Origin of the sequence: Pseudomonas sp. BP6, assembly GCF_017875935.1 — a bacterium.
Taxonomy (GTDB): Bacteria; Pseudomonadota; Gammaproteobacteria; order Pseudomonadales; family Pseudomonadaceae; genus Aquipseudomonas; species Aquipseudomonas putida_Y.
In genome coordinates, this window is record NZ_JAGINI010000001.1 from 5,132,887 (window position 1) to 5,155,943 (window position 23,057).

Below are 23,057 nucleotides of genomic sequence, written 5' to 3' on the forward strand. Positions count from 1 at the left end.
ATCTAAACGGTTGACTGGTTTTATTTCCCCGCCAAGGGATAATCAGCCCTTCCCCCTGCATTTCGAGGGTATTTGCACCTATGTGGTATAACGGCCTGCTCGACCTGTCGGCTTGGCAACTGGTCGGCATCACTCTGCTGATGACCCACGTGACCATTGTCAGCGTCACGGTCTACCTGCATCGCTACTCCGCGCACCGGGCCCTGGAGCTCAACGGCGCGCTCAAGCACTTCTTCCGCTTCTGGCTGTGGCTGACCACGGCGCAGAACACCCGCGAGTGGACCGCCGTCCACCGCAAGCACCACGCCAAGTGCGAAACCCCCGACGATCCTCACAGCCCGGTGTACAAGGGCCTGGGCACAGTGCTGCGCAAAGGTGCCGAGCTGTACCGTGAAGAGGCGCGCAACCCCGAAACCCTGCGCATTTATGGCAAGAACTGCCCGGATGACTGGATCGAGCGCAACTTGTACTCGCGTTACAAACTGGGCGGTATCGCACTGATGGCGGTGATCGACCTGCTGCTGTTCGGCACCATAGGCATCACCATATGGGCGGTGCAGATGATGTGGATTCCGTTCTGGGCCGCCGGTGTGGTCAACGGCCTGGGCCATGCCCTGGGCTATCGCAACTTCGAATGCCGCGACGCTGCCACCAACCTGGTGCCATGGGGCATCGTCATCGGCGGAGAAGAACTGCACAACAACCACCACACCTACCCCAACTCGGCCAAGCTCTCGGTCAAACGCTGGGAGTTCGACATGGGCTGGGCGTGGATCCGCCTGTTCTGCCTGCTGCGTCTGGCCAAGGTGCAGCGCGTGGCGCCCATCGCCCACCGGGTGGCCGGCAAGGCCAGCCTGGACATGGACACCGCCATGGCCATCCTCAACAACCGCTTCCAGATCATGGCCCAGTACCGCAAGCTGGTGATCGGTCCGCTGGTGAAACAGGAACTGGCCCGCGTCGACGCCTCGGTGCGTCACCGCTTCCGCCGTGCCAAACGGCTGCTCTCGCGCGAAACCAGCCTGCTGGAAGATCGCCACCACGTGCGCATCGAGTCCATGCTCGCGCACAGCCAGGCACTGAAAACCATCTACGAAAAGCGCCTGGCCCTGCAGCAGATCTGGGCGCGCACCAGCGCCAACGGCCACGACATGCTGGCGGCCATGAAAGACTGGGTACACGAGGCCGAAACCAGCGGCATCCAGGCACTGCGTGACTTCGCAGCACAACTCAAGACTTACTCGCTGCGCCCGACCGGCGCCTGACCGCCGTTGATCGGCACGCCTCTCAGCGGGGCGTGCCGTTCGGAACTTAGCCCCCACCGCTCCACTCGAATCTGGAATATCGCCTGCGTGGCGGGCCGGACGCTGGCCGCACGCCTTCACGTTGAGACCTGCTCCGTGCACATGGCCAAGAACATTCCAACGATATTTCCCGGTACCCCTCCTCCCGAAGCCGCCCAGACCTTGCTGGCCTTATTCCACGCCCAAGGCGAGGTTGCCCGCCTGAGCGAGCGCGATCAGCTGTTCAGCTCGTTGCTCGACAGCGTCAATGCAGTGCTCTGGGCCTTCGACTGGGAAACCCGTCAGGTGCTGTACGTGAGCCCAGCCTACGAGCGCATCTTCGGCCGCCCGGTCAGCCTGGTGCTGGCTGACTACAACGAATGGCGTGACAGCATCTACCCCGACGACCTCGAGTTCGCCGAGCGTAGCCTGGCCCAGGTCCTGCTCAAGGGTGCGGTGGAAGACCGCGAGTACCGCATCCTCAATGCCGACGGGCAAATACGCTGGCTGAGCGACAAGTGCTACGTCAACCAGCAGCACGATAGTGACCGGGTAATCATTGTCGGTATCGCCGAAGACATCACCGAGAAGAAGCAGCTTGAAGGCGAACTGCAGCGCCTGGCCACCACCGACGTGCTGACCCAAAGCAGTAACCGCAGGCACTTCTTCGAATGTGCTCAGCAAGCCTTCGACAGTGCTCGCGAGGACGGTACACCGCTGGCTTTCCTGCTGCTGGATATCGACGACTTCAAACGCATCAATGACAGCTATGGCCACCAGGAAGGCGACCAGGTGCTGCAACACATCGCCGACAGCGGCAAGGCCGTACTACGCCGGGGCGACCTGTTCGGGCGCATTGGCGGCGAAGAATTTGCGGCGGTTTTTCCGGGCTGCAACGCCCAGGTCGCGGAGCAGATCGCCGAGCGCTTGCAGCGACAGATTCAGCACTTGAGCTTCAGCCATGGGCAGCAGACGTACGGGGTGACTGTGAGCCAGGGGCTGACCGGGCTGACCGATGAGGATGTGACACTGGACAGCCTGTATGCGCGGGCCGATGCGGCAATGTACAGGGCCAAGCGCCAGGGCAAGAACCAGATAGTCCGCGGCTGATCAGGCGGCACGGAGTAGGGCACCGGCTTTGGCCGGTATTCGCGGGCTCGCCCGCTCCCACAGAAACCGCACATTCCGCGGCCCGGCGCCACACCCGTGGGAGCGGGCAAGCCCGCGAAGGGCCGCAATGCGGCCCCGGAATCTCAGCTGGAAACCTCGGCCTCAGCCGCTGGCGGTTCTTCCTGCGGCTTTACTTCCGGGCTCTCCACCTTGCGCAGCCGGCTCAGCTCCGGCAGGCCAAGCTTGAGCAGGCGCGCCGTCTTGCCGCTGGCCACCTTCTCCAGCCCCTGCCCGGCCGGCAGCCGCGACAACTGCCCAGCCAGGTTCATGGCCAGGATCTCCAGCGAGTAAACTCCACCACCCAACTGGTAGATCGCAGCGATCAACTCGCGCAGTGCCAGCGGCAAACGCCAGCGAGTGCGCAGCGCCGAGCCGAACGCCGCACCAAACTCCTCCAGCGATTGCTGCACATTGCGCTCGTCCAGATCTCCCCCGGCCAACCGCCACTCTTGCAGGCAGCGCAACACCGCCAGGTCGCCCAGGCAATGCAGCAAGCCCGCGCAATAACAACGCCCCTCGTCCAGCTCGAGCATGCGCGCCAAGGTGCGGCCATATTCGGCAGTGTGCAGTGACAGGTCCCAGTAACGGGTCGCGTGCTCCGCCAACAGCGGGTCACTGAGACGTGCGCTGCGCTTGAGAGTCATACCCAGGATCAGGTTCATGCTTTGGGTACTGCCAAGCTTGTTCAGGGCCTGCAGCAACGTCTGCACCGGGGCTTCACGGTGCAGTGCCGCACTATTGGCGGCAGCGATCAGCACCGCCGTGACTTGCGGGTCGTTAGACACCTCCTCTTCGAGCACCCTGAGGTTCAGGCCCTGGGGGTTGAGCGCTCGATTGATCGCTACCTGCACATCGGCCAGCAGCGGCCCGCCATCGGCGCTGGCGCGGCGCTGCTCAAGGTAGGCTGGCAGGCTGGCCCCCGCCTGCAACGCCGGTACCGGGCAGGCAACCTCCTCGCCAACGCCCAGCAGTAACTCTTCCAGGCGCTTACGCAGGTTATCCAGGTTCAACGGTTTGCTCAGGTAAGCAGTGGGGTGCAAGGGCAGCGCTTCGCGCACACTGGCGCTGTCATTGCGGTTACTCATGAGAATGAACGGCACCCCTGGCCCTTTGGCGCGTACCTCGCGCAGCAGGTCGAGGCCATCGACACCGGCCAGCTCGCGGGCGGCGATGATCAGGTCAGGCTTGCTGGACAAGGCACTGAACGCCTGCGAGCCGTCAGCGCAAACCTGCAGGCGGGCGTCACAGCGCACGCTGAGCAGCATCTCGCTGAGCATGTCCCGTACCCAAGGATCGCCTTCGACAATCAGTACGCTTGGTGGGGCGGGGGCTGCAGCGCTCATCGCCAACTACTCCTGAATACCCTGACACACAGTCCGTCGCAGCTTCCAAAGCCAGTCCTCCGACAACCATAGCGCCACATGGCTTTGCTGGGCATAAAAAAACCCGCCTGGGCGGGTTTTTTCTGAAGCACGTCACATCAGGCGATTTCAGCGAAGCACTCTTCGATGATGGCCAGGCCTTTGTCCAGCAGCGCGTCTTCGGCGGTCAGTGGAACCAGGATACGCAGGACGTTGCCGTAGGTGCCGCAAGACAGCAGGATCAGACCCTTTTCGCGAGCCTTGGCGACAACCTGGCCAACAGCAGCAGCATTCGGGGTGTGAGTGCCTTTCTCGAAGACTTCGACGGCAATCATCGAGCCCAGACCACGGACGTCGCCGATGATCGGGTGCTTCTTCTGGATTTCGCGCAGGCCAGCGGTCAGGCGCTCACCCACAGCCTTGCTGCGGTCCAGCAGTTTTTCCTCTTCGAACACTTCGATCACGGCCAGGGCCGCGGCGCAAGCGATCGGCGAGCCGGCGTAGGTGCCGCCCAGGCCGCCTGGAGCGATGGCGTCCATGTACTCGGCCTTGCCGCACACACCGGCCAGCGGGAAGCCGCCAGCAATGGATTTGGCGAAGGTGGTCAGATCAGGCGCAACGCCCATCTGTTCCATGGCGAAGAAGGTGCCGGTACGGCCAGCGCCAGTTTGTACTTCGTCGGCAATCAGCAGGATACCGTGCTGGTCGCACAGGGCGCGCAGGCGTTTCATCAGCTCTTTCGGCGCAGGCAGGAAGCCACCTTCGCCTTGTACTGGCTCGAGGATGATCGCGGCGATGTCGCGCGGCTCGGCATCGTTCTTGAAGATGCGCTCGACCGAGGCAATGGCGTCGTCAACGCTGATACCGTGCAGTTCGCTCGGGAACAGGGCGCGGAAGATGCCGCCTGGCATCAGGCCCATGCCAGCGGAGTACGGCACGACCTTGCCGGTCAGGCCCAGGGTCATCATGGTACGGCCGTGATAACCGCCGGTGAAGGCGATGACGCCAGCGCGGCCAGTGGCAGCACGAGCGATCTTGACGGCGTTTTCAACGGCTTCGGAGCCGGTGGTGACCAGCAGGGTCTTCTTGTCGAAGTCGCCTGGGACCAGCTTGTTGATCTTTTCGCACAGCTCTACGTAGGGTTCGTAAGCCAGCACCTGGAAGCAGGTGTGGCTGACCTTGGTCAGCTGCTCTTGCACGGCTGCAACCACTTTCGGGTGCAGGTGGCCGGTGTTCAGTACTGCGATGCCGCCGGCGAAGTCGATCAGTTCGCGGCCTTCAACGTCGATCACGGTCGAGTTCTTCGCGGTGTCGACGAAGATCGGGTGGATCTGGCCGACGCCACGTGGGACGGCAGCTACACGACGTTGCATCAAGGATTCGTTGGTTTTGCTCATAATGCCCTCATTGCGCCGTCAGGAATGGCGCTTTTATTCGGGGGTGGCTGGGAGTGCTCGCGAACAGTATTCGTTGATCGACTGTCGTGAACGCCCTGGCCACCAGGTACTGCAATGTAAAAAAGGCCAGCGAGACGTCGCTCTCGCGCCCCGCTGGCAGAGGTAAAGCCTTTACCGTGCGATCAGACGCTGATGCACAGGTATTTGATTTCGAGGTAGTCCTCGATACCGTACTTGGAACCTTCGCGGCCCAGGCCCGAAGCCTTGATACCACCGAACGGCGCCACTTCGTTGGAGATCAGGCCGGTGTTGATACCCACCATGCCGTATTCCAGGGCTTCGGCGACACGGAACACACGGCTCATGTCACGGGCATAGAAGTACGAGGCCAGGCCGAACTCGGTGTCGTTGGACATGGCGATGACTTCGGCTTCATCTTTGAAGCGGAACAGCGGTGCCAGTGGGCCGAACGTCTCTTCCTTGGCGACAGCAGCGGTCTTCGGTACGTCAACCAGGATGGTCGGCTCGAAGAAGTTGCCTTCGATCAGCTTGCCACCGGACAGCACCTTGGCACCTTTGCTGACAGCGTCCTCGATGTGCTCCTGGACCTTGGCGACAGCCTTGCCGTCGATCAGCGGGCCAGTGGTGGTGCCGTCTTCCAGGCCGTTACCGATCTTCAGCTTGGCAACTGCAGCGGCCAGCTTCTCGGCGAACGCGTCGTAGACGCCGTCCTGCACGTAGATACGGTTGGCGCAAACGCAAGTCTGGCCGTTGTTACGGTACTTGGAGATGATCGCGCCCTCGACCGCCTTGTCCAGGTCGGCGTCGTCAAACACGATGAACGGGGCGTTGCCACCCAGCTCCAGGGAAACTTTCTTGATGTCCTTGGCGCATTCTTCCATCAGCTGGCGACCGATTTCGGTCGAGCCGGTGAAGGACAGCTTGCGTACCAGGGAGTTGCCAGTCAGCTCGCCGCCCACTTCGCCGGCGCTGCCGGTAACCACACTCAGCACGCCAGCCGGGATGCCGGCACGGTGAGCCAGCTCGACCAGGGCCAGAGCGGAGTAAGGGGTTTGCGAAGCCGGCTTGAGCACCATGGTGCAGCCAGCGGCCAGGGCCGGGCCGGCTTTACGGGTGATCATGGCGGCCGGGAAGTTCCACGGAGTGATGGCCGCGGTAACGCCGATTGGCTGCTTGATGACAATCAGGCGCTTGTCTGGCTGGTGGCCCGGGATGGTGTCACCGTAGATGCGCTTGGCTTCTTCGGCGAACCACTCGATGAACGAGGCGGCGTAGGCGATTTCGCCCTTGGCTTCGGCCAGCGGCTTGCCCTGTTCGGTGGTCATCAGGCGAGCCAGGTCGTCCTGGTTCTCGATCATCAGTTCGAACCAGCGACGCAGCTTGGCCGAGCGCTCTTTCGCAGTCAGGGCGCGCCAGGCCGGCAGGGCCTTGTCGGCGGCTTCGATGGCACGGCGAGTTTCCGCGGTGCCCATCTTCGGCACGGTACCGATGACTTCGCCGGTGGCCGGGTTGGTCACCTTGATGGTCTGGCCGTTGTCCGCATCCAGCCACTCACCATTGATATAGGCTTGCTGGCGGAACAACTGAGCGTCTTTGAGCTGCATGTCGGCTTCCCGAATTGTTGATTGTTGAAAAGCGCCCAAGGCAGGGCATCGAGCGTTTGAAATCTCAAACGAATGCTAAGCGGCTGCTGGGGTGTTGGACAATAGGCTGTTCGAAAAAAAGAACGAATGGTTGAACAGCCCATCTGAAATCGCCCGCAGAATGGCCGCTAAAGGGTAGACGATGCTGCGGCTGGACGCGGGGCGAAGCCAAAGTTCGTTTCACTGCCTGTCACGGCCAATCTTCAACACACCTTGATGGCGGGCTGAAACGATGATGCTGTCGCCATCGGCAGCGTAATCGACGGCATTGACGTGGGTCCAGTTACGGCCGGCTCCACCCTGGCCGACAGTTTGATCGGTATTGTCGTGTATCCGGCCCCGGGGATCTGCACAGCCAACACGGTAAAAACAGCTACAGATCAAGGCGATGGACGTCAACGATACAGATGGGTATCATGCGTGCGCGTTGCACTCGTAGCTCAGCTGGATAGAGTACTGCCCTCCGAAGGCAGGGGTCGTGGGTTCGAATCCCGCCGAGTGCGCCATATCAAGAAAGCCCTGGGCCTGAGCCCGGGGCTTTTTCGTTTGTGCGCCATGTCACCTTTTTGGTACTCCCGTGCCACGGGTCATTGATGTTAGCGTGGGCGTCTTCCCGTTCTCCGAACGGGTAACCCATAACAATGATTGGCGAAGGAATGCGCACAACCATGCACCTGAGAAAACTCACCGCCACCACCCTGTTGCTGGCCAGCATCGGCCTGTTCACCCAGCCTGCCCAGGCCAACCTCACCCAACAGCAGTCCGCAGCTATCGTCAAAGCCTTCGACGGCAGCGACCCAAGCGACTTCAAGCAATTCCTCGGCAAGCTCAAAGGCAGCGACCTGGGCAAGACCGACAACCTCGAGGCAACCGTCGACGCCTACCTGGCCAACAAGCCATTGGCCGCCGGGCAACAAGACGAGATCAACCGCCTGCTCGGCCTGTATACCCGCATCAAGTATGGCAAGGCCGCTACCGAAACCCTGCGTGAACTGGTAGCCATCCCCACCTTCAACGTCGAGGGTACGCCGCAGTACGAAAACCCTGAATTCCTCAAGATCGCCGACAGGATCAAGGCCTTGGCCGACAGCTTCGGCCTGGCCTTCCGTAACATCGACAACCGGGTGTACGAGATCTCGCTGGGCAGCGGGAAGGAAGTGATCGGCATCCATGCCCACGCTGACGTAGTGCCGGTCAACCCGGACAACTGGAAGCTGGCCGATGGTACGCGCCTGGACCCGTTCAAGGTCACCCTGGTGGGTGACCGCATGTACGGCCGCGGCACTGAGGACGACAAGAACGGCATCGTGGTGGCGATGTACGCGCTGAAAGTGGCCAAGGACGAAAACCTGCCGCTCGCCCGGCAGTTCAAGCTGCTGATCGACACCACCGAAGAAACCAGCGGTGATGCCATTCCCTACTACTTCGAGCGCAACCCTACGCCCGATTACAACCTGGCCCTCGACGGCGGCTACCCGGTAGTGATTGCCGAGAAAGGCTACGGCACGGTCATGGCCAGCTTCAACAAGCGCCCGGCCAGCGGCAAGGGTGCCGAGATCGTCAACCTGACCGGTGGCCTGGCGACCAACCAGATCCCGACAACTTCGGTAGCGACCCTGATTTCTGACAACCCGGCACAGCTGGCCAAGCACCTGCAGCAAGCCGGCGCCAGATATGTGAAGCAGCATGGAGGCGACTTCAGCATCGACGCCAAGGCCGACGGCAAGCAAGTCTTGCTCACCGTGACCGGTGTTTCCGCACACTCTTCGGAGCCGGAATCCGGCATCAACCCGGTGGCGCGTATGCTCGACTTCATCAATGGCCTCGGCCAGCAGGTGTCGCTCAAGCACAACCACTTTACCGACGCTGCCCGCTATGCCGCCGACAACTGGGGCCTGGACTACCTGGGCAACAAGCTCGGCGTAGCCTTCAAGGACCCGTTCATGGGCCCGCTGACCACTTCGCTGACCTTTGTCGGGGTGGATGACAAAGGCTTGAAGCTGGCGGTAAACCTGCGCATTCCCAAGGGGAAGCCGATCGCCACGATCAAAGACGAACTGGCCGACAAACTGGGCAAATGGACCCGGCAAAGCAACACCTCGGTGGCGTTCGATTACAGCCTGGACGAACCGATGTACCGTAACCCTGAAGGCGAATGGGTCCAGGCCCTGCTCGCCGTGGCCACCGAGAACCTGGGTATGAAGCATGAGTTCGGTACCTCGGCCGGCGCGACTTCGGTGCACGATCTTCCCAACGGTGTGCAATTTGGCCTGGCGATGCCGGACGTGAAGTACACCGGGCACAACGACAACGAGTTCAAGACCGTGGAACAGTTCATGCTGGACCTGCAGATAGTGAGCGAGATGGTGGCGCGGATCGGGCAGATGCCGAAGCTTTGATGGGCAGTACGGCCTCTTCGCGGCTTTAGCCGCGAAAAGGCCGCTACAAGCGAACAGCCATGACGTTTTTCAATCGCCTCCATGCCGTTTCCTGCATTGCCGTGCAGAGCGCCGTACCGGATGCTTTAGTTACTCCGAGACAGTGCTTTTTTCACCCGCAGAGGCCCGTATGAAGACCGTCGAACAAATCCTCAAGACCAAGTCCCAGCACCAGACCGTCTACACCATCGGCCCGGATGACTCGGTGCTCGACGCCCTGAAAATGCTGGCGGAGAAAAACGTCGGTGCGCTGCCTGTCGTCGAGGGTGGCCAGGTAGTGGGTATCGTCAGCGAACGGGACTATGCGCGCAAACTGGTCCTCAAGGGCCGCTCTTCCGCGGCCACGCCGGTGCGCGAAATCATGAGTGAACCGGTGGTCACCGTGGCCCCCAAGCAAAAGCTCGATTTCTGCATGAACCTGATGACCGACCGCCACCTGCGTCACCTGCCGGTGGTCGAAAACGGCAGATTGCTCGGCCTGCTGTCGATCGGTGACCTGGTCAAGGAAACCATCGCCGAACAGGCCAGCCTGATCAAGCAAATGGAGCAGTACATCCGCGGCGAATGAAGCGCCTCAATGGTAGGCGCGCTCCAGCTCGTCCAGCTGATGGTCGAAGCTACGCAAGCGCGCCGACCAGGTGTACACCAGCACTTCCAGGTCACGGTTGAGCACTGCCGTATTGCCGTGGCCGCTGTGCGTCGGCTCACCGAGGTCCAGCTGGTAGCGTTCACGGGCCATAGCCTGGGCCACGCTGGACAGGTCGCGAGCATTGGCCAGCCAGTGGTGTTGGCGGTCATGGATTTCGCGGTCGAGCACCCGGCACTGGCGCTTAAGCGCATCCAGGCTCTGCTCCAGCGGTGTACCCCTGAGCTCGCCCATGACCTCTTCGAAAGTACGCCCCGAATGCCAGTAGCTGCCCCAGAAATAGCGGTCGAAAACCGTCTCGACGCGGCGTAGTGCAACCTTGGTGTTCCAGATGGTCAGCAACGTTCGCCCCTGCACCACTTCGCGCTTGTTCAGACGCAGCTGCTGCCAGGCGATCCATGTCAGCGCCACCAGTGCAACCGCCACAGTGACCGCGGCAGCGGCATACAGGAAATGCACCGCCTGGGTCATCTGTTGCGTCTGCCTGATGCCATAGAAGTAACTGGCCGTCAGAGTGCCCAGGATCGTCACGGAACACCAGAAACCTGGTGCGTAGGGATCTTTCATCGCGCTATCCCCTTATTGTTTTCCTGAGCATAGCAACGGCCGATCACTCGTCAGGTGCCACTCGGCGCTTTATTTTCGGGGGCGGCGCAATGCTTCGTTGAGTTGATCGAAGGGCACAGCCCAATCGGAATCTTCAATGATGCTGTCCTTGAGAAATGCACGCTGAGAGTCGTTCCAGAACGGCGCATCCACCAGCTTGATCTCGTTCTTCAGCGGGGAATGGCTGGTGATGAACTGATCGATACTCTTGGGATCGTCGGGCAAGCCCAGCTGCTTGAACAGCTCGGCAAAGGGATGGATCGGCGCTTCCATGGTTCCTCCTGAGCGCCAGGCAAGCCGTCCACGACGCTCGCCTGGCATTGGGTTGAAAACATCAGCACAGCTCGCGCACTTCGGCGTGCGGCACCAGTTTCATGTACTGCTCCATGCTCATGTGAATCAGGTGATCGTGGTCACCCGCCTCCAGGTAGACATCGCCTTGGCGGGTGAGACTCGGGTCGAGCAGCATTTTTATCTGGTAAGCATCGCCAAGGGCCGGCACGGCACCGCGCTCGCAGTCATTGAACAGGCTCGGCAGACCGCTTTCACGGGTCAGATGCCAGGCCCCGGACATACGCACCTTGTCCATGTCCAGATGCCGGTTGGCCGGTAGCACGACCATGATGTAGTTGCCGTGACGATCATCGACCATCACCGCCTTGGCGACCCGCTCTGCGGGCACGCCGGCCATACGGGCTGACTCCAGGCTGGTGGCCGAATGTGGGTGGGGAATGATGTCGTAGTCGCAGTTGGCCTTGTCCAGGCTGGCCTGCAGGGTCTTTGCCATACGCATGATGCACCTCCGGTTTCGCCCCCCAATTTTCAATTTTAGGCCGGGTACGAGTGGTCGGGGCTAAACTTGTGTAAATACGCGCAAATGAGGTGACGACAGGTGATCGCCCACTGCTGGCGCTGGCTGTTGCTGCTGTTGTTGCTTGGCATCACGCCAAGTGGCCAGGCCGCGCCCGGCGCGGTGTGGGTGCTGGGCATCGACGACGCCATCGGCCCGGCCAGCGCCGACTACCTGGTACGCAGCCTCGGCCAGGCCCAGGCACAAGGCGCGCAACTGGTGGTTATCCGCATGGATACCCCGGGCGGGCTGGACAGCGCCATGCGCCAGATGATCAAGGCAATTCTCGCCAGCCCTGTACCGGTCGCCAGCTACGTTGCCCCCAGCGGAGCCCGCGCCGCCAGCGCCGGCACCTATATTCTCTACGCCAGCCATATTGCGGCGATGGCGCCCGGGACCAATCTGGGTGCTGCCACACCGGTGCGGATCGGCGGCCCGCCTGGCACGCCCGATGAGGACAAGGCCAAAGGCGGCGACGATGAAGCCCTCGCACGCAAACAGGTCAACGACGCCGCCGCTTACATCCGTGGCCTGGCGCAAATGCGCGGCCGCAACGCCGACTGGGCGGAGAAGGCCGTGCGCGAGGCGGTCAGCCTGTCCGCCAGCGAGGCCTTGCGGCTGAACGTGATCGATCAGGTAGCCGATGACCTGCCTGACCTGCTGCGCAAGCTCGACGGCAAAACGCTCCAGGTGGCCGGCCAGCCACGCCAGTTGCAGACCGCAGGCGCCAGCGTGATCGAGCATCTGCCGGACTGGCGCACACGGGTTCTGGCAGTGATCACCAACCCCAGCGTGGCACTGATCCTGATCATGATCGGCGTTTACGGCCTGTTGTTCGAATTCATGAACCCCGGTTCTGCGGTGGGTGGTGTGGTCGGAGGTATCTGCCTGCTGCTGGCGCTGTATGCGCTGCAGCTATTGCCGGTGAGTTTCGCCGGGGTGGCGCTGATCCTGCTTGGCATTACCTTCATGATCGCCGAAGCCTTCTTGCCCAGTTTCGGCGTGGTCGGCTTCGGCGGCATCGTTGCCTTTGTGGTCGGCGCGTTGATCCTGATCGACACCGACGCTCCCGGTTTCGGCATCCCTCTGGCCTTGATCGGCACCCTGGCGCTGCTCTCGGCATTACTGATCGGTGGCGTGCTGGGCATGGCTCTCAAGGCCCGCCAACGGGCACTGGTCAGTGGCGACGCCGGCCTGGTCGGCAGCCTGGTCACCGTCACCCAGGTGATGGCAAGTGACCCATTCTGTGGCGTCGTGCTGGCTCAGGGCGAGCCATGGCAAGCGCGGTGCGAAACACCGCTGCAAACTGGCCAGAACGTACGGGTGACCGCGCGCCATGGCGTGATGCTGGAAGTGAGCGCCGCCGCCCCTGCGACGCAAGGAGAATGACCATGTTCATGCAATTCGGTTTCGGCGCTGTGCTGATCGTGCTGGCCATGCTGGTACTGTCGGCGTTTCGCATCCTGCGCGAATACGAGCGCGGCGTGGTGTTCCAGCTGGGGCGCTTCTGGCAGGTCAAAGGGCCGGGGCTTATCCTGGTGATCCCGGTGATTCAGCAAATGGTACGGGTCGACCTGCGTACAGTGGTACTGGATGTGCCGCCGCAGGATGTGATCACCCGCGACAACGTTTCGGTCAAGGTCAATGCAGTGCTGTACTTTCGCGTGCTCGACCCGCAGAAAGCGATCATTCAGGTCGAGGATTTTCTGGTGGCGACCAGCCAGTTGGCCCAGACGACCCTGCGAGCGGTGCTGGGCAAGCACGAACTGGATGAGCTGTTGGCCGAACGCGAGCAACTGAATCTGGACATCCGCCAGGTGCTGGATGCACAGACGGATGCCTGGGGCATCAAGGTGGCCAACGTCGAGATCAAGCACGTTGACCTGAACGAGTCGATGGTGCGCGCCATCGCCCGCCAGGCCGAGGCCGAGCGCGAACGTCGGGCCAAGGTGATTCATGCCGAGGGTGAACTGCAGGCGTCGGAAAAACTGATGCAGGCCGCGCAAATGCTGAGCAAGGAGCCGGGGGCGATGCAGTTGCGCTATATGCAGACGCTGGGGACGATTGCCGGTGACAAGAGCTCGACCATCGTCTTCCCGCTGCCGATAGATTTGCTGAAAGGGTTGGTTGGCAAGGAGAAATAGTGATGGGCCAATCGCGGGCTCCGCGATTGGCCTGTATAAGGTCTGTCAGACCGGCGCACGGCGCAAGGTAGCGAGGAAGGTGGCCGCACCAATGAACAACCCGGCAAAAGTGCGGTTCAAACGCTTCTGCTGTTTGGGTGTGCGCAACATGCGCAACACATGCGAAGCCAACCCGGTGTACCCCGCCATCACCAGCAGGTCGACAGTGACCATGGTCACGGTGATCGCCACATATTGCGGCAGCAGCGGCGCATGCGGGTCAAGGAACTGCGGCAGCACCGCCAGCATGAACACCAGCGCCTTGGGGTTGCTGACGTTGACCAGGAAACCACGGAACACCAGGCTCAGCGGCTTGCCGATCGGGCGCACGCCTGATTCATCGCTCATGTCCATCGGCAAGGCACGCCACTGCTTGTAGGCCAGGTACACCAGGTAGGCGACACCAAACCACTTGATGACCTGGAACGCCGTGGCCGAGGCGGCCAGGATGGCACCGACGCCGGCGGCGATGATGGCGATCTGCATGATCAGGCCCAGCTGCAGGCCCAAGGCGTTCCAGTAACCACGCCAGAAGCCGTATTGCAGGCCGCTGGACATCGAGGCAATCGCCCCGGCACCAGGTGAAAGGCTGATCACCCAGCAGGCAGCAAAGAAGCCCAACCATACTTCCATCGACATCACACACCTCGCTCGAACATTTGTTGCAAAACGTTAAGCTAAGGTTTTGGCGAAAAAATAACCAGTGATTTCTGATGGATTTGTGGTGTCTGACCTGACTTCTTCGCGGGCACGCCCGCTCCCACGCCCAGTGCATCTTCAGACGGTGGGATACCTGTGGGAGCGGGCGCGCCCGCGAAGGGGCCAGTACAGGTTCAGTCAGCTTCGGCAGCTGTTTCTTTGTGCAGGGCCTGTACTTCGGCCCCGCGCCAGCGTCGTACCGACTTCTGGAAGAACTGGCTATTGGGCACCTGCACAAGCGCCCCACCCGCTTCGGGCATTTCCAGCAGCGTGGTGAACAGCAGGTTGATGGCGATCACCCGGCCTTTCACGCCGGGCTTGTCGAGGGTGTCGACCAACTCGACCACATCGCCGATGCGAAACGGCCCAACCGTGAAGATCAACACCGCGCACAACAGGTTGGACAGCACGCTCCACATGGCGAAGAAGGCCACCGCCGCTACCGCGACGAAGCCGGAAAGTGCTGTCCACAACACAGTCGCCGAAACACCCAGGCGCTCCAGCACGAACAGCAGCGCGCTGCCCATGATCAGCCAGCGCAGGCCACCGCGAACGGGCACCAGCAACTCCGGCGGCAACGGGTAACGCTGGCCGAGTCGGCCAAGCCCACGGGCGACGATACGCTGCAGGATGAACGCCGCTACCAGGATCAAGAGGATCTGCAAGCCCAGCCAGAAGGTGTCCATCCATTGCCCTGGCAGCAGCGAACGCAGTTCCTCCATCAGGACAAGGCCTCGAGTTCGGCCTGCATGCTTTCAAGGGTTTCCAGCGCTTCCATCCAGGCCTCTTCCAGTTCGCCTTCGCGTTGCTTGAGCCGGGTCTGGCGCGCCAACAGGTCGCGCAACTCGTCCTTGCGCGCCGCGTCGTAAAGGCCACCATCACCCAGCGCGGTCTCGATCTCGGCCAATTGTGCGTGCACCTGGTTAAGCTCGGCTTCCAGCTTGTCGGCAGCCTTCTTGTGCGGTGCCAACTGCTGGCGCAAGGCTGCGGCAGCCTGGCGCTGGGCTTTCTTGTCGGTCTTGTCCGGGTTGGCCGGTGCAGTACTGGCCGGCGCGCTGCGCTGGCGGTACTCGACCAGCCAGCGGCTGTAGTCTTCCAGGTCACCGTCGAAGGTGTCGACCTTGCCGTCGGCCACCAGCAGGAAGTCATCCGTGGTGCTCTTGAGCAAATGACGGTCGTGGGATACCACCACCACGGCACCGGCAAACTCCTGCAAGGCCATGGTCAGTGCCAGACGCATTTCCAGGTCCAGGTGGTTGGTCGGTTCGTCAAGCAGCAGCAGGTTTGGCCGCTCCCAGGCAATCAGCGCAAGTGCCAGGCGAGCCTTTTCGCCACCGGAGAAGTTCACCACCGGCTCGTCGCAACGGGCACCGTGGAAATCGAAGCCGCCGAGAAAGTCGCGCAGCGTCTGCTCACGCTCGGTAGGGGCGATGCGCTGCAGGTGCAGCAGCGGGCTGGCCTTGTCGTCCAGCGAGTCCAGCTGATGCTGGGCAAAGTAGCCTACAGCCAGGTTCTCGCCTCGAACCAGACGGCCCGACAACGGCGCCAGCTCACCTGCAAGGTTCTTGATCAGGGTCGACTTGCCGGCGCCGTTGGGCCCGAGCAGACCAATACGAGCACCCGGGGTGAGCTGCAGCTTGACCTTGTCGAGGATGGCCTTGTCGCCATAACCCAGGCAACCTTCGGAAAGGCTCAGCAACGGGCTGGAAATTTTCTGCGATTCACGGAAGACAAAGTCGAACGGCGAATCGACATGCGCCGCCGACAGCTCTTCCATGCGCTCCAAGGCCTTGATCCGGCTTTGCGCCTGACGGGCCTTGGTGGCCTGAGCCTTGAAGCGGGCAATGTACTTTTCCATGTGCGCGCGCTGCGCCTGCTGCTTTTCGTAGGCCTGCTGCTGCTGCGCCAGGCGCTCGGCACGGGTGCGCTCGAAGGCGGTATAGCCGCCTTTGTACAAGTTGAGCTTGCGCTGCTCGACGTGAAGCACATGGTCGACCACAGCATCGAGGAAGTCACGGTCGTGGGAGATCAGCAACAACGTGCCGGGGTAGCCCTTGAGCCAGTCTTCCAGCCACAGGATAGCGTCGAGATCGAGGTGGTTGGTGGGCTCGTCGAGCAGCAACAGGTCGGACGGGCACATCAGTGCCTGGGCCAGGTTCAGGCGCATCCGCCAGCCACCAGAGAAATCGCCGACACGGCGGTCCATCTGCTCGTTGGTGAAGCCCAGCCCAGCCAGCAACTTGCGCGCACGGGCGTCGGCGGTATAGCCGTCGGCGCTTTCCAGCTCACTGTGCAGGCGCGCCAGGGCGGTGCCGTCGTGGGCCTGCTCGGCCGCGGCCAATTCGGCCTGGACCTTGCGCAGGCGCACATCGCCATCAAGCACATAGTCCACAGCCAGGCGATCGAGGGTGTCGACCTCTTGGCGCATATGGGCGATGCGCCAGTCGCCGGGCAGTTGGCAGTCACCGGCATCGGGCGACAGCTCACCGCGCAGCAAGGCGAACAGGCTGGATTTTCCGGCGCCGTTGGCGCCGATCAGGCCGGCCTTGTGACCGGCGTGCAGGGTCATCTCGGCGCCTTCTAGCAAGCGCTGCGGACCACGCTGTAAAGTGAGGTTGGATAGTCTGATCATGATGGTCGCGGAGTCTACCAGCTTCCTCGGCCCATAGCGCGAGTGGAACCATGCACACCGACCTGTGGAATTACGCCCTGACCCTGTATGCCAGGCCCGGCGTGCAAGCCGCCTGCCTTGAACTGCAGGCACTGGGCGGTGATGTCTGCCTGCTGCTGTGCGCAACTTGGCTGCAAGCACGTGGCGTGGCCGTACTGGGCGAACGCGCGCAAGCACTGCAAGAACTTGCCGAGCCCTGGCAACGTGAAGTGGTCGCCCCACTACGCAGCCTGCGCCAGCAATGGCGAGCGAATGCATCGGATGATGCACAACTGGCGGCGTTGCGTGAACAGGTGAAAGGGTTGGAATTGCGGGCAGAAAAAACTCTGCTGGAGCGCTTGCAGGAGCGCTCGCGACAGTGGCCCGCGGGCTCCCATGAGCCCGCGGATGACTGGCTGGCCCGGCTGGCACCGGACCAGGCTCTACATCATGACGCGCTAGTCCAGTTGCGCGTCGCGGCCGCTGCGCTTCAGGACGCCGAAGGTGCCTGAGCCGGACTGCTCAAAGGTGCAGACGGTGCTGCCGGGGCCGGACTCTCCGAGTTGGTGGCGGCGGCTGGCGTAGCAGCTTTGGCGTCGGCAGGTTTGACGGCCGTGCGTGCAGGTGCCTTGGCGGCAGCTGGTTTTGCGGCTGGCTTGGCCGCAGGTTTGGCTGCGGCGGTCGACTTGGCAGCTGGTTTGGCCGCTGGCTTGGCGGCAGCGGTCGCCCTGGCAGCTGGCTTGGCCACAGGTTTGGCTGCAGCGGTCGACTTGGCAGCCGGTTTGGCCGCAGGCTTGGCGGCAGCGGTCGCCCTGGCAGCTGGCTTGGCCGCAGGTTTGGCTGCTGCGGTCGACTTGGCAGCTGGTTTGGCCGCAGGTTTGGCGGCAGCGGTAGCCCTGGCAGCCGGTTTGGCCGCAGGCTTGGTGGCAGCGGTCGACTTGGCAGCTGGTTTGGCCGCAGGCTTGGCGGCAGCGGTCGCCCTGGCAGCCGGTTTGGCCGCAGGCTTGGCGGCAGCGGTCGACTTGGCAGCTGGTTTGGCCGCAGGCTTGGCGGCAGCGGTCGCCCTGGCAGCCGGTTTGGCTGCACGCTGATCAAGGGCCTTGGCTGCAGCTTCGCGTACCTTGCCTACACCCTGGGCCAGCTTGAGACTGTCCTGTGCATCGCGTTTGAGTTGCTGAATGTAAGAGCGAGTCTGGGTTTGACGTTCCTTGAGAGAATCGAGCAGTTCCTCAAGTTCACCGATGGCTTTTTGCGCCTTGGTTTGCGCCTTGGCTTTACCTGCCTTGGCCGCGTCTTGCAGTTTCAGGCGACCGTTGTGCAGTTTTTCCTGCGCCTTGCCACGCTGCTTTTCCAACTTCGCCAGCAGTTTTTCCGCATCAGCCAGCGCTTGCGAGCAGGCCTCTTCCAAGTGCTCGAGCAAGCTGCCCGAAAGTTGCTGGAGCAGGTGTAACGGCGTACTTACTGGCTTCTTTTTGGCCGACATGGTTTACCTCCTGGCTGACGAGATTGCGGCTCATACTATGCTTCTGCTGCTACCGCCGCTAGGGCATGTTGACCGTAACATTTACGCCGCGTTGCATGCCTGGGCAAAGTTGTTATCTTGCAGCTGCGTGAAAGTGTAGTTGCTGAATTAATCATTGCTGGCATTTGGGAGTCAGGCGTTGCCTCGATATCTTGTTTTAGGTTTATGCCTGATGGCCTCCCTCGCCTTGGCCGACAACGACGACCACGATTTGGCCTACAGCCTGGGTGCCAGCCTGGGTGAACGCCTGCGCCAGGAGATGCCGGGCTTGCAACTGGATGCACTGGTCGAAGGCCTGAAACAGTCCTATCAGGGGCAACCCCTCAAGCTCGACAAGGCACACATGCAGGCGGTGCTCCAGCAGCATGAAACCCAGGAAGGTAACGCCGCTGTGCAACAGCTGCAGGCCGCCGAAACGCGTTTCATGGCTAATGAACGTGGGCGTTATGGGGTGCACGAACTAACGGAAGGTGTGCTGTACAGCGAACTGCAGGCAGGCACGGGTGCTCAGCCGAAAGCAGGCAGCAAAGTGCAGGTGCGCTACGTGGGCAGATTGCCGGATGGCTCGATATTCGACCAGAACCAGACCCCCCAATGGTTCAAACTGGATTCGGTTATCGAAGGCTGGCAGGTCGCCTTGCCGAAAATGCACGCTGGCGCCAAATGGCGCCTGGTGATTCCTTCTGCGCAAGCCTATGGCGCCGAGGGGGCGGGAGACCTGATTGCACCCTACACCCCCTTGGTATTCGAGATCGAACTGCTGGCGGTTGGCGACTGACGCCAACCTTCAGGCTTGCACTGCACCCTCTTCCTTGTGCGCGTTGTGCAGCACTTCGATCAGGCAGTCTTCGAGCTCGAAGCGCTCATGCAACAGCCCGCCCAACTTGGCCAGCTTCTCGGCAAAGCGTTCGGTGTCCTTGCACTCCCCTTTGGCGCAATGGTCATTGAAGGCCAGTGCGATTTGAGTGCTGTCGTTGATCCGTGGGTTGATCTCTTCGGCCAGCTTCAGCGCCTTCTCGTCTCCGAACGCCTTGGCCTCGCTGACCAGTTGCTCGCAGACTTCGAAGTGCCACGCCGAAACGTAGTCGACCAGAAGTGAGCAAAAGTCCCCGTTGGTGTCCTTGTCGGCGAAGGCTGGCTTCACATCGCGCAGGGCGCGAAAAGCTTGCACCAGTTCCTGGCGCTCCTCCAGCCAACGGTCGATCAGCTTGTGAACCCCACCCCAGCGTTCCTGGGCGTTCTGACAACTATCGAGCATGGCGATCTCTTCCCTTCTGGGTAGATGCCGCTGCACCTCGTACTACGACCGCGCAGCACAAAGGTGACATCAGCAGGACGGCATCGAGCAGTTGTTTTTCCGGTATGCGTGCTGGGAGATTATTCCCGCGCGTGCTGCCCTTCAAGGTACGCAGCACACAAAGTTCATACAAGCGTTTAATACCCTGTTACATCACCATTGGTCGCGCTAATGGCGCAACCTTGCGCCAGGTCATGTTCTTGCCAGGGTGCGGAAACGATACGCCAGCAGACAACTCAAGGGCAGAACCGCCAGCAGCAGGAAGGCCAACAGGCTCCATTCCGGCAGTGTCAGATCAAGAAAGCTCCAGGCAAGCGAACGGCAATCCGGGCCACCCAGCAACAGTTGCCGTGCCGCCTCACCCCAGGAGTGCGCGAACACGCGCCCGATCGGCACCGGGCATACTTCATTTCCTCCCTCAGCACCCTGCAACCAGACATGCCGAGCGGCCAGCAATGCGCCGGCCAGCGAGCAGCCCAGCGCCAGCCGAGCGTAACGAAGGATGCCCTGCGTGCCCGGCGCCTGCAGCACGGCTGCGAAGCACAGCAGCGCGTACACGCCAAGCAGCAACCGTTGGCTGAGGCACAATGGGCACGGCTTCAGCCCCACTGTGTTTTCCAGACGGAAAGACGCAACCAGTACCGCCAGTGCGAGCAGGCAGGCAGGAAGAAAAAAGGTGCGCAAACGGGCCGGCAGCATGGGCAGTGAAGGTCCCGGGGAAAAAGTAGGGGCTTGAAACGGTAGAGGAAAGACACGCTTTGTTTCAAGGCACGACAGCAACGACAAGTCGCTGAATCGCGTAGGAAATTTCTAGATATGCGGTAGGAGGCGACGGAAGAAATGGACTTCAGATCTAACTGACAGCAAAAGATAAATTACCGGCCCCCAAAGCCCGCACCTTGGCGCGGGCCTTAGAGTGGGTCAGGCGCGTACGCCTTCTGGCAAAGGCAGCGCCAGCAGGCGTTCGTCCAGCAGGCCAAGGCCCTCCTGGAATAGCTGGTTGCTGCGCTCGGTCTCGCCCAGCCCAGCGAGCAGGCGGGCCAGCTCAGCACAGGCCTCGGGGTTGCGCTCCATACGCAGGCTGCTTTCCAGGTAGTCACGCGCCTTGCCCCACAGGCGGTTCTGCAGGCTCAGACGGCCCAGGGTCAGCAGCAGGCTGGCGTCTTGCGGGTGAGCCTTGAGCCAACCTTCAGCGGTTTGCAGCTGACGCGCCGGGTCATCACCACGCACCAGGCCGTAAAGGCGGGCCAGGTGGCTTTCGTAGTCGCGCTTGAGGGCAGTACGCAGCACTTGTTCGGCCTCGTTCTGGGCACCTACCTGGCGCAACTGCTCGGCGTACGCCAGCACCAGTTGTGGCTCCTGGCGCTGGGCTGCGGTCAGCTGCTGCCAGGCGCGCTCCAAGGATTGACGTGCACTTTGCGCGTCTTCGCCACGGGTGGTAGCCAGGCTCAGGTTCTGGCCCCAGGCACGTTGTTCCAGAGCAGCCAGCTCGGCGGCCGGCAGCACCTTGCCCTTGCGCAGGTCTGGCAGCAGACGAATCAGTGCAGACCAGTCGCCGCGCTCCAGGTACAGGCTTTGCAGCAAGCGCAGCACCTGGCCGTTGTGCGGGTGGCGTTCCTGCATGGCCAGCAGGGTTTCCAGGGCTCCATCGCTTTCGCCTCGGTCCATCTGCAGTTGGGCATGGGTCAGGGCAATGGCCAGCTCCGCTTGTGGCTGGCGCTCCAGGGCACGCTCCAGCAGGTTGTCGCTGTCTTCGGTGCGGCCTTGCTCGTTGGCCGCGCGCGCGGCACCAAGGTAGTACAACAACGGTTGGCGCTCAGCCTCGGCGGCACGGTGCAAGTGCCGTTGGGCACTGGCCCAGCGGCCTTCGGCGAGATCAAGCTGGCCCTGTTCGATCGCCAGGCGGATACGCCGGCTGCGGTTACGCCGTGACCACGGGTTGACCACACCACTGGAAGTCAGCACCAGGCCGACCAGATAGCGCAGCAACCACAGCAACAGGACGACCGCCAAAACACCGGCCAAGGCTGCCCATAGCCCCGACTGGTAGCGGAAGCCACCATAGGAAATCAGTACATAGCCGCTGTGCTTGGCGACCGCGATGCCCAGTGCCGCTGCAACCACGATCGCAAGCACGGCCAACAGGTAGACACGCTTCATGGCTTGCCCCCTTCAGCCTCGGTCGGCAGGTGACGACGCTGAATATAGGCCTGCACTGCCGCCAGGCTTTCACTCAGGTCAGGGGTAACCACCGACACCGGCTGATCAGCCAAGGCATTGAGGCTGTCGAGCATGGCCTTGCTTTGCGGGTTGTCTGCGTTGAAGTTGGCCAGCAGTACGCTGCGGGCGTCGTCCAGCGCCTGCGTGTAAACCTTGGCATCGCCATTGAGCGCCGCCCACTGGGCCTGCTCGATAGTCAGGCTCAGGGCCAGGCGCAGCTGGTTCAACTGCTGCCCGGCCAGCAACGGACGCACGTTTTCATCGGCGTTGAAGTCGATCTGGAAGTACTTGGATATTTCTGCCCACCATTGCGACAGCCTGCTGGCTCCATCACCGTCGGCGGTCAGGGCACCAAGCGCATCGGCGTTGCTGTCGAACTCGGGTGACTGGGCGCTCAGCTGCTGTACCAGCTCACGCTGGGCAGCCAGTTTCAAGAACAGGCCGGTTCGGTCGGGTTGCTCAGTGCTGTTGAGCATGGCCAGGCTGCGTGCCAGTTGCTCGCGGGCGGCGAAGGCACCCGGGTCGCTCTGCTCGCGCAGGATCTCGTCGGCGCCTTCGACCAGGGCTTTGGCACTGGTGATGTCCTGCAACGCTGAAAGGCGCAGGGTAGCCAGGCGCAGCAGGTGCTCGGCTTCGGCCAGGCGCCACTCTTTGCGGCTTTCTCCCAGCACGGTTTCCAGGCGCTGACTGAGACGCTGCTGGTCGCCCTGTAGCTGGGCTACCAGACGCCGGCGGTCTTCCAGCTCGCTGGCGGCTGGCAGACTGGCCAGTTGCGCACTGATCTGCTGCTCACGTTGCTGCAGCGCCTCGGCGCGCTGATTCAGCGCCTCGATGTGCTGGCCCTGGTTGAACTCACTGCCCTGCAGTTGACGCACCTGCCAGACACCCCACCCACCTACCGCCACCCCGGCCGCACCAAGCAGCAAGGCCAGCGCTGCCAGGCCACTGCCGGAGCGTTTGGCAGGTGGGGTGGTAACGGGTTCCGTAGGCGCCTGTGCCGACGGTTGATCGTTATTGGACAAGACAGTCTCGCTCACGTATCCATCCTTTGCATGGGGGCGCACCGCATTC

Annotated in this window: 22 protein-coding genes, 1 tRNA gene and 1 pseudogene; 9 read left to right on the forward strand and 15 right to left on the reverse strand. The window is 62.1% G+C overall.

The features are described from left to right. Nucleotides 1-80 precede the first annotated feature (80 nt). Both desA and J3A98_RS23370 read left to right on the forward strand, forming a co-directional pair. Nucleotides 81-1,265: a delta-9 fatty acid desaturase DesA gene (desA, locus tag J3A98_RS23365; protein ID WP_010951599.1), complete on the forward strand. Its 1,185-nt coding sequence runs from the start codon at nt 81-83 to the stop codon at nt 1,263-1,265. Nucleotides 1,266-1,406: 141 nt separating this feature from the next. Further along, entirely contained in the window at nt 1,407-2,393 is a 987-nt protein-coding gene (locus J3A98_RS23370) for a sensor domain-containing diguanylate cyclase (RefSeq protein ID WP_209968800.1), read from the forward strand. A 143-nt stretch (nt 2,394-2,536) separates the two neighbouring features. Here the strand turns inward: J3A98_RS23370 and J3A98_RS23375 are convergent, their stop codons facing one another. From J3A98_RS23375 to J3A98_RS27035, 4 genes and pseudogenes are all read right to left on the reverse strand, one after another. Continuing rightward, on the reverse strand, nt 2,537-3,796 hold the full coding sequence (locus J3A98_RS23375) for a response regulator (RefSeq protein ID WP_176685273.1): 1,260 nt from the start codon (nt 3,794-3,796) through the stop codon (nt 2,537-2,539). A 137-nt stretch (nt 3,797-3,933) separates the two neighbouring features. Further along, complete coding sequence (gabT, locus tag J3A98_RS23380) at nt 3,934-5,211, reverse strand: 4-aminobutyrate--2-oxoglutarate transaminase (RefSeq protein WP_110744842.1); 1,278 nt, start codon at nt 5,209-5,211, stop codon at nt 3,934-3,936. A 182-nt stretch (nt 5,212-5,393) separates the two neighbouring features. Then, on the reverse strand, nt 5,394-6,836 hold the full coding sequence (gene gabD / locus J3A98_RS23385) for an NADP-dependent succinate-semialdehyde dehydrogenase (RefSeq protein WP_176685274.1): 1,443 nt from the start codon (nt 6,834-6,836) through the stop codon (nt 5,394-5,396). A gap of 222 nt (nt 6,837-7,058) precedes the next feature. Continuing rightward, a pseudogene (locus J3A98_RS27035) lies at nt 7,059-7,274 on the reverse strand (aryl-sulfate sulfotransferase); the annotation flags it as partial. Between the two features lie 30 nt (nt 7,275-7,304). Here J3A98_RS27035 and J3A98_RS23395 point away from each other — a divergent pair. The 3 genes from J3A98_RS23395 (at nt 7,305) to J3A98_RS23405 (ending at nt 9,881) form a co-directional block, all read left to right on the forward strand. Beyond that, nucleotides 7,305-7,381, forward strand: a tRNA-Arg gene (locus J3A98_RS23395). Between the two features lie 162 nt (nt 7,382-7,543). Then, nucleotides 7,544-9,274, forward strand: coding sequence for a dipeptidase (locus J3A98_RS23400; protein WP_209968806.1), 1,731 nt, complete (start codon nt 7,544-7,546; stop codon nt 9,272-9,274). A gap of 169 nt (nt 9,275-9,443) precedes the next feature. Continuing rightward, on the forward strand, nt 9,444-9,881 hold the full coding sequence (locus tag J3A98_RS23405; RefSeq protein ID WP_176685276.1) for a CBS domain-containing protein: 438 nt from the start codon (nt 9,444-9,446) through the stop codon (nt 9,879-9,881). A 6-nt stretch (nt 9,882-9,887) separates the two neighbouring features. On the opposite strand, the gene J3A98_RS23410 is transcribed toward J3A98_RS23405, so the two are convergent. The 3 genes from J3A98_RS23410 to J3A98_RS23420 form a co-directional block, all read right to left on the reverse strand. Continuing rightward, a complete protein-coding gene (locus J3A98_RS23410; protein ID WP_176685277.1) occupies nt 9,888-10,526 on the reverse strand; it encodes an NADH:ubiquinone oxidoreductase subunit N in 639 nt (212 codons plus the stop codon). A gap of 69 nt (nt 10,527-10,595) precedes the next feature. Further along, a complete protein-coding gene (locus tag J3A98_RS23415; RefSeq protein ID WP_103470272.1) occupies nt 10,596-10,838 on the reverse strand; it encodes a DUF2789 domain-containing protein in 243 nt (80 codons plus the stop codon). Between the two features lie 61 nt (nt 10,839-10,899). Beyond that, entirely contained in the window at nt 10,900-11,358 is a 459-nt protein-coding gene (locus tag J3A98_RS23420; protein WP_209968810.1) for a YbaK/EbsC family protein, read from the reverse strand. A gap of 99 nt (nt 11,359-11,457) precedes the next feature. Between J3A98_RS23420 and J3A98_RS23425 the strand changes: the two genes are divergently transcribed. Together J3A98_RS23425 and J3A98_RS23430 are read left to right on the forward strand one after the other, a co-directional pair. Then, nucleotides 11,458-12,804, forward strand: coding sequence for a nodulation protein NfeD (locus J3A98_RS23425; protein WP_209968813.1), 1,347 nt, complete (start codon nt 11,458-11,460; stop codon nt 12,802-12,804). A gap of 2 nt (nt 12,805-12,806) precedes the next feature. Next, a complete protein-coding gene (locus J3A98_RS23430; RefSeq protein WP_176685279.1) occupies nt 12,807-13,559 on the forward strand; it encodes a slipin family protein in 753 nt (250 codons plus the stop codon). Nucleotides 13,560-13,604: 45 nt separating this feature from the next. Here the strand turns inward: J3A98_RS23430 and J3A98_RS23435 are convergent, their stop codons facing one another. The 3 genes from J3A98_RS23435 to J3A98_RS23445 all read right to left on the reverse strand — a co-directional run bounded on the left by J3A98_RS23435 (nt 13,605) and on the right by J3A98_RS23445 (nt 16,929). Further along, nucleotides 13,605-14,237, reverse strand: a complete 633-nt coding sequence (locus tag J3A98_RS23435) for a LysE family transporter (RefSeq protein WP_209968816.1) — start codon at nt 14,235-14,237, stop codon at nt 13,605-13,607. 194 nt (nt 14,238-14,431) lie between these two features. After that, on the reverse strand, nt 14,432-15,019 hold the full coding sequence (locus J3A98_RS23440) for a mechanosensitive ion channel family protein (protein ID WP_103443290.1): 588 nt from the start codon (nt 15,017-15,019) through the stop codon (nt 14,432-14,434). Then, nucleotides 15,019-16,929: an ATP-binding cassette domain-containing protein gene (locus J3A98_RS23445; protein ID WP_176685280.1), complete on the reverse strand. Its 1,911-nt coding sequence runs from the start codon at nt 16,927-16,929 to the stop codon at nt 15,019-15,021. Before J3A98_RS23445 ends, J3A98_RS23440 begins: the two co-directional genes overlap by 1 nt. A gap of 50 nt (nt 16,930-16,979) precedes the next feature. Here J3A98_RS23445 and J3A98_RS23450 point away from each other — a divergent pair, with 50 nt between their 5' ends. Continuing rightward, nucleotides 16,980-17,459, forward strand: coding sequence for a TIGR02444 family protein (locus J3A98_RS23450; RefSeq protein WP_209968820.1), 480 nt, complete (start codon nt 16,980-16,982; stop codon nt 17,457-17,459). On the opposite strand, the gene J3A98_RS23455 is transcribed toward J3A98_RS23450, so the two are convergent. Continuing rightward, complete coding sequence (locus J3A98_RS23455; RefSeq protein WP_209968823.1) at nt 17,438-18,430, reverse strand: AlgP family protein; 993 nt, start codon at nt 18,428-18,430, stop codon at nt 17,438-17,440. The two genes, J3A98_RS23450 and J3A98_RS23455, sit on opposite strands and share 22 nt — an antisense overlap. 178 nt (nt 18,431-18,608) lie before the next feature. On the opposite strand from J3A98_RS23455, the gene J3A98_RS23460 reads away from it, so the two are divergent. Continuing rightward, a complete protein-coding gene (locus J3A98_RS23460) occupies nt 18,609-19,247 on the forward strand; it encodes an FKBP-type peptidyl-prolyl cis-trans isomerase (RefSeq protein ID WP_209968827.1) in 639 nt (212 codons plus the stop codon). Nucleotides 19,248-19,256: 9 nt separating this feature from the next. Here J3A98_RS23460 and J3A98_RS23465 read toward each other — a convergent pair whose 3' ends face one another. The 4 genes from J3A98_RS23465 to J3A98_RS27040 form a co-directional block, all read right to left on the reverse strand. After that, nucleotides 19,257-19,727 (reverse strand): Rsd/AlgQ family anti-sigma factor, encoded by a 471-nt coding sequence (locus J3A98_RS23465; RefSeq protein WP_021782559.1) that lies wholly within the window; start codon nt 19,725-19,727, stop codon nt 19,257-19,259. Between the two features lie 231 nt (nt 19,728-19,958). Continuing rightward, nucleotides 19,959-20,465 (reverse strand): disulfide bond formation protein B, encoded by a 507-nt coding sequence (locus J3A98_RS23470; RefSeq protein ID WP_176685300.1) that lies wholly within the window; start codon nt 20,463-20,465, stop codon nt 19,959-19,961. Nucleotides 20,466-20,687: 222 nt separating this feature from the next. Then, nucleotides 20,688-21,926 carry a heme biosynthesis protein HemY gene (locus J3A98_RS23475; protein ID WP_176685285.1) on the reverse strand — a complete coding sequence of 413 codons (1,239 nt, stop codon included), beginning with the start codon at nt 21,924-21,926 and terminating at the stop codon, nt 20,688-20,690. Beyond that, nucleotides 21,923-23,023 carry a uroporphyrinogen-III C-methyltransferase gene (locus J3A98_RS27040; protein WP_210023734.1) on the reverse strand — a complete coding sequence of 367 codons (1,101 nt, stop codon included), beginning with the start codon at nt 23,021-23,023 and terminating at the stop codon, nt 21,923-21,925. The genes J3A98_RS23475 and J3A98_RS27040 overlap by 4 nt, the downstream gene beginning before the upstream one ends. Nucleotides 23,024-23,057: the final 34 nt, after the last annotated feature.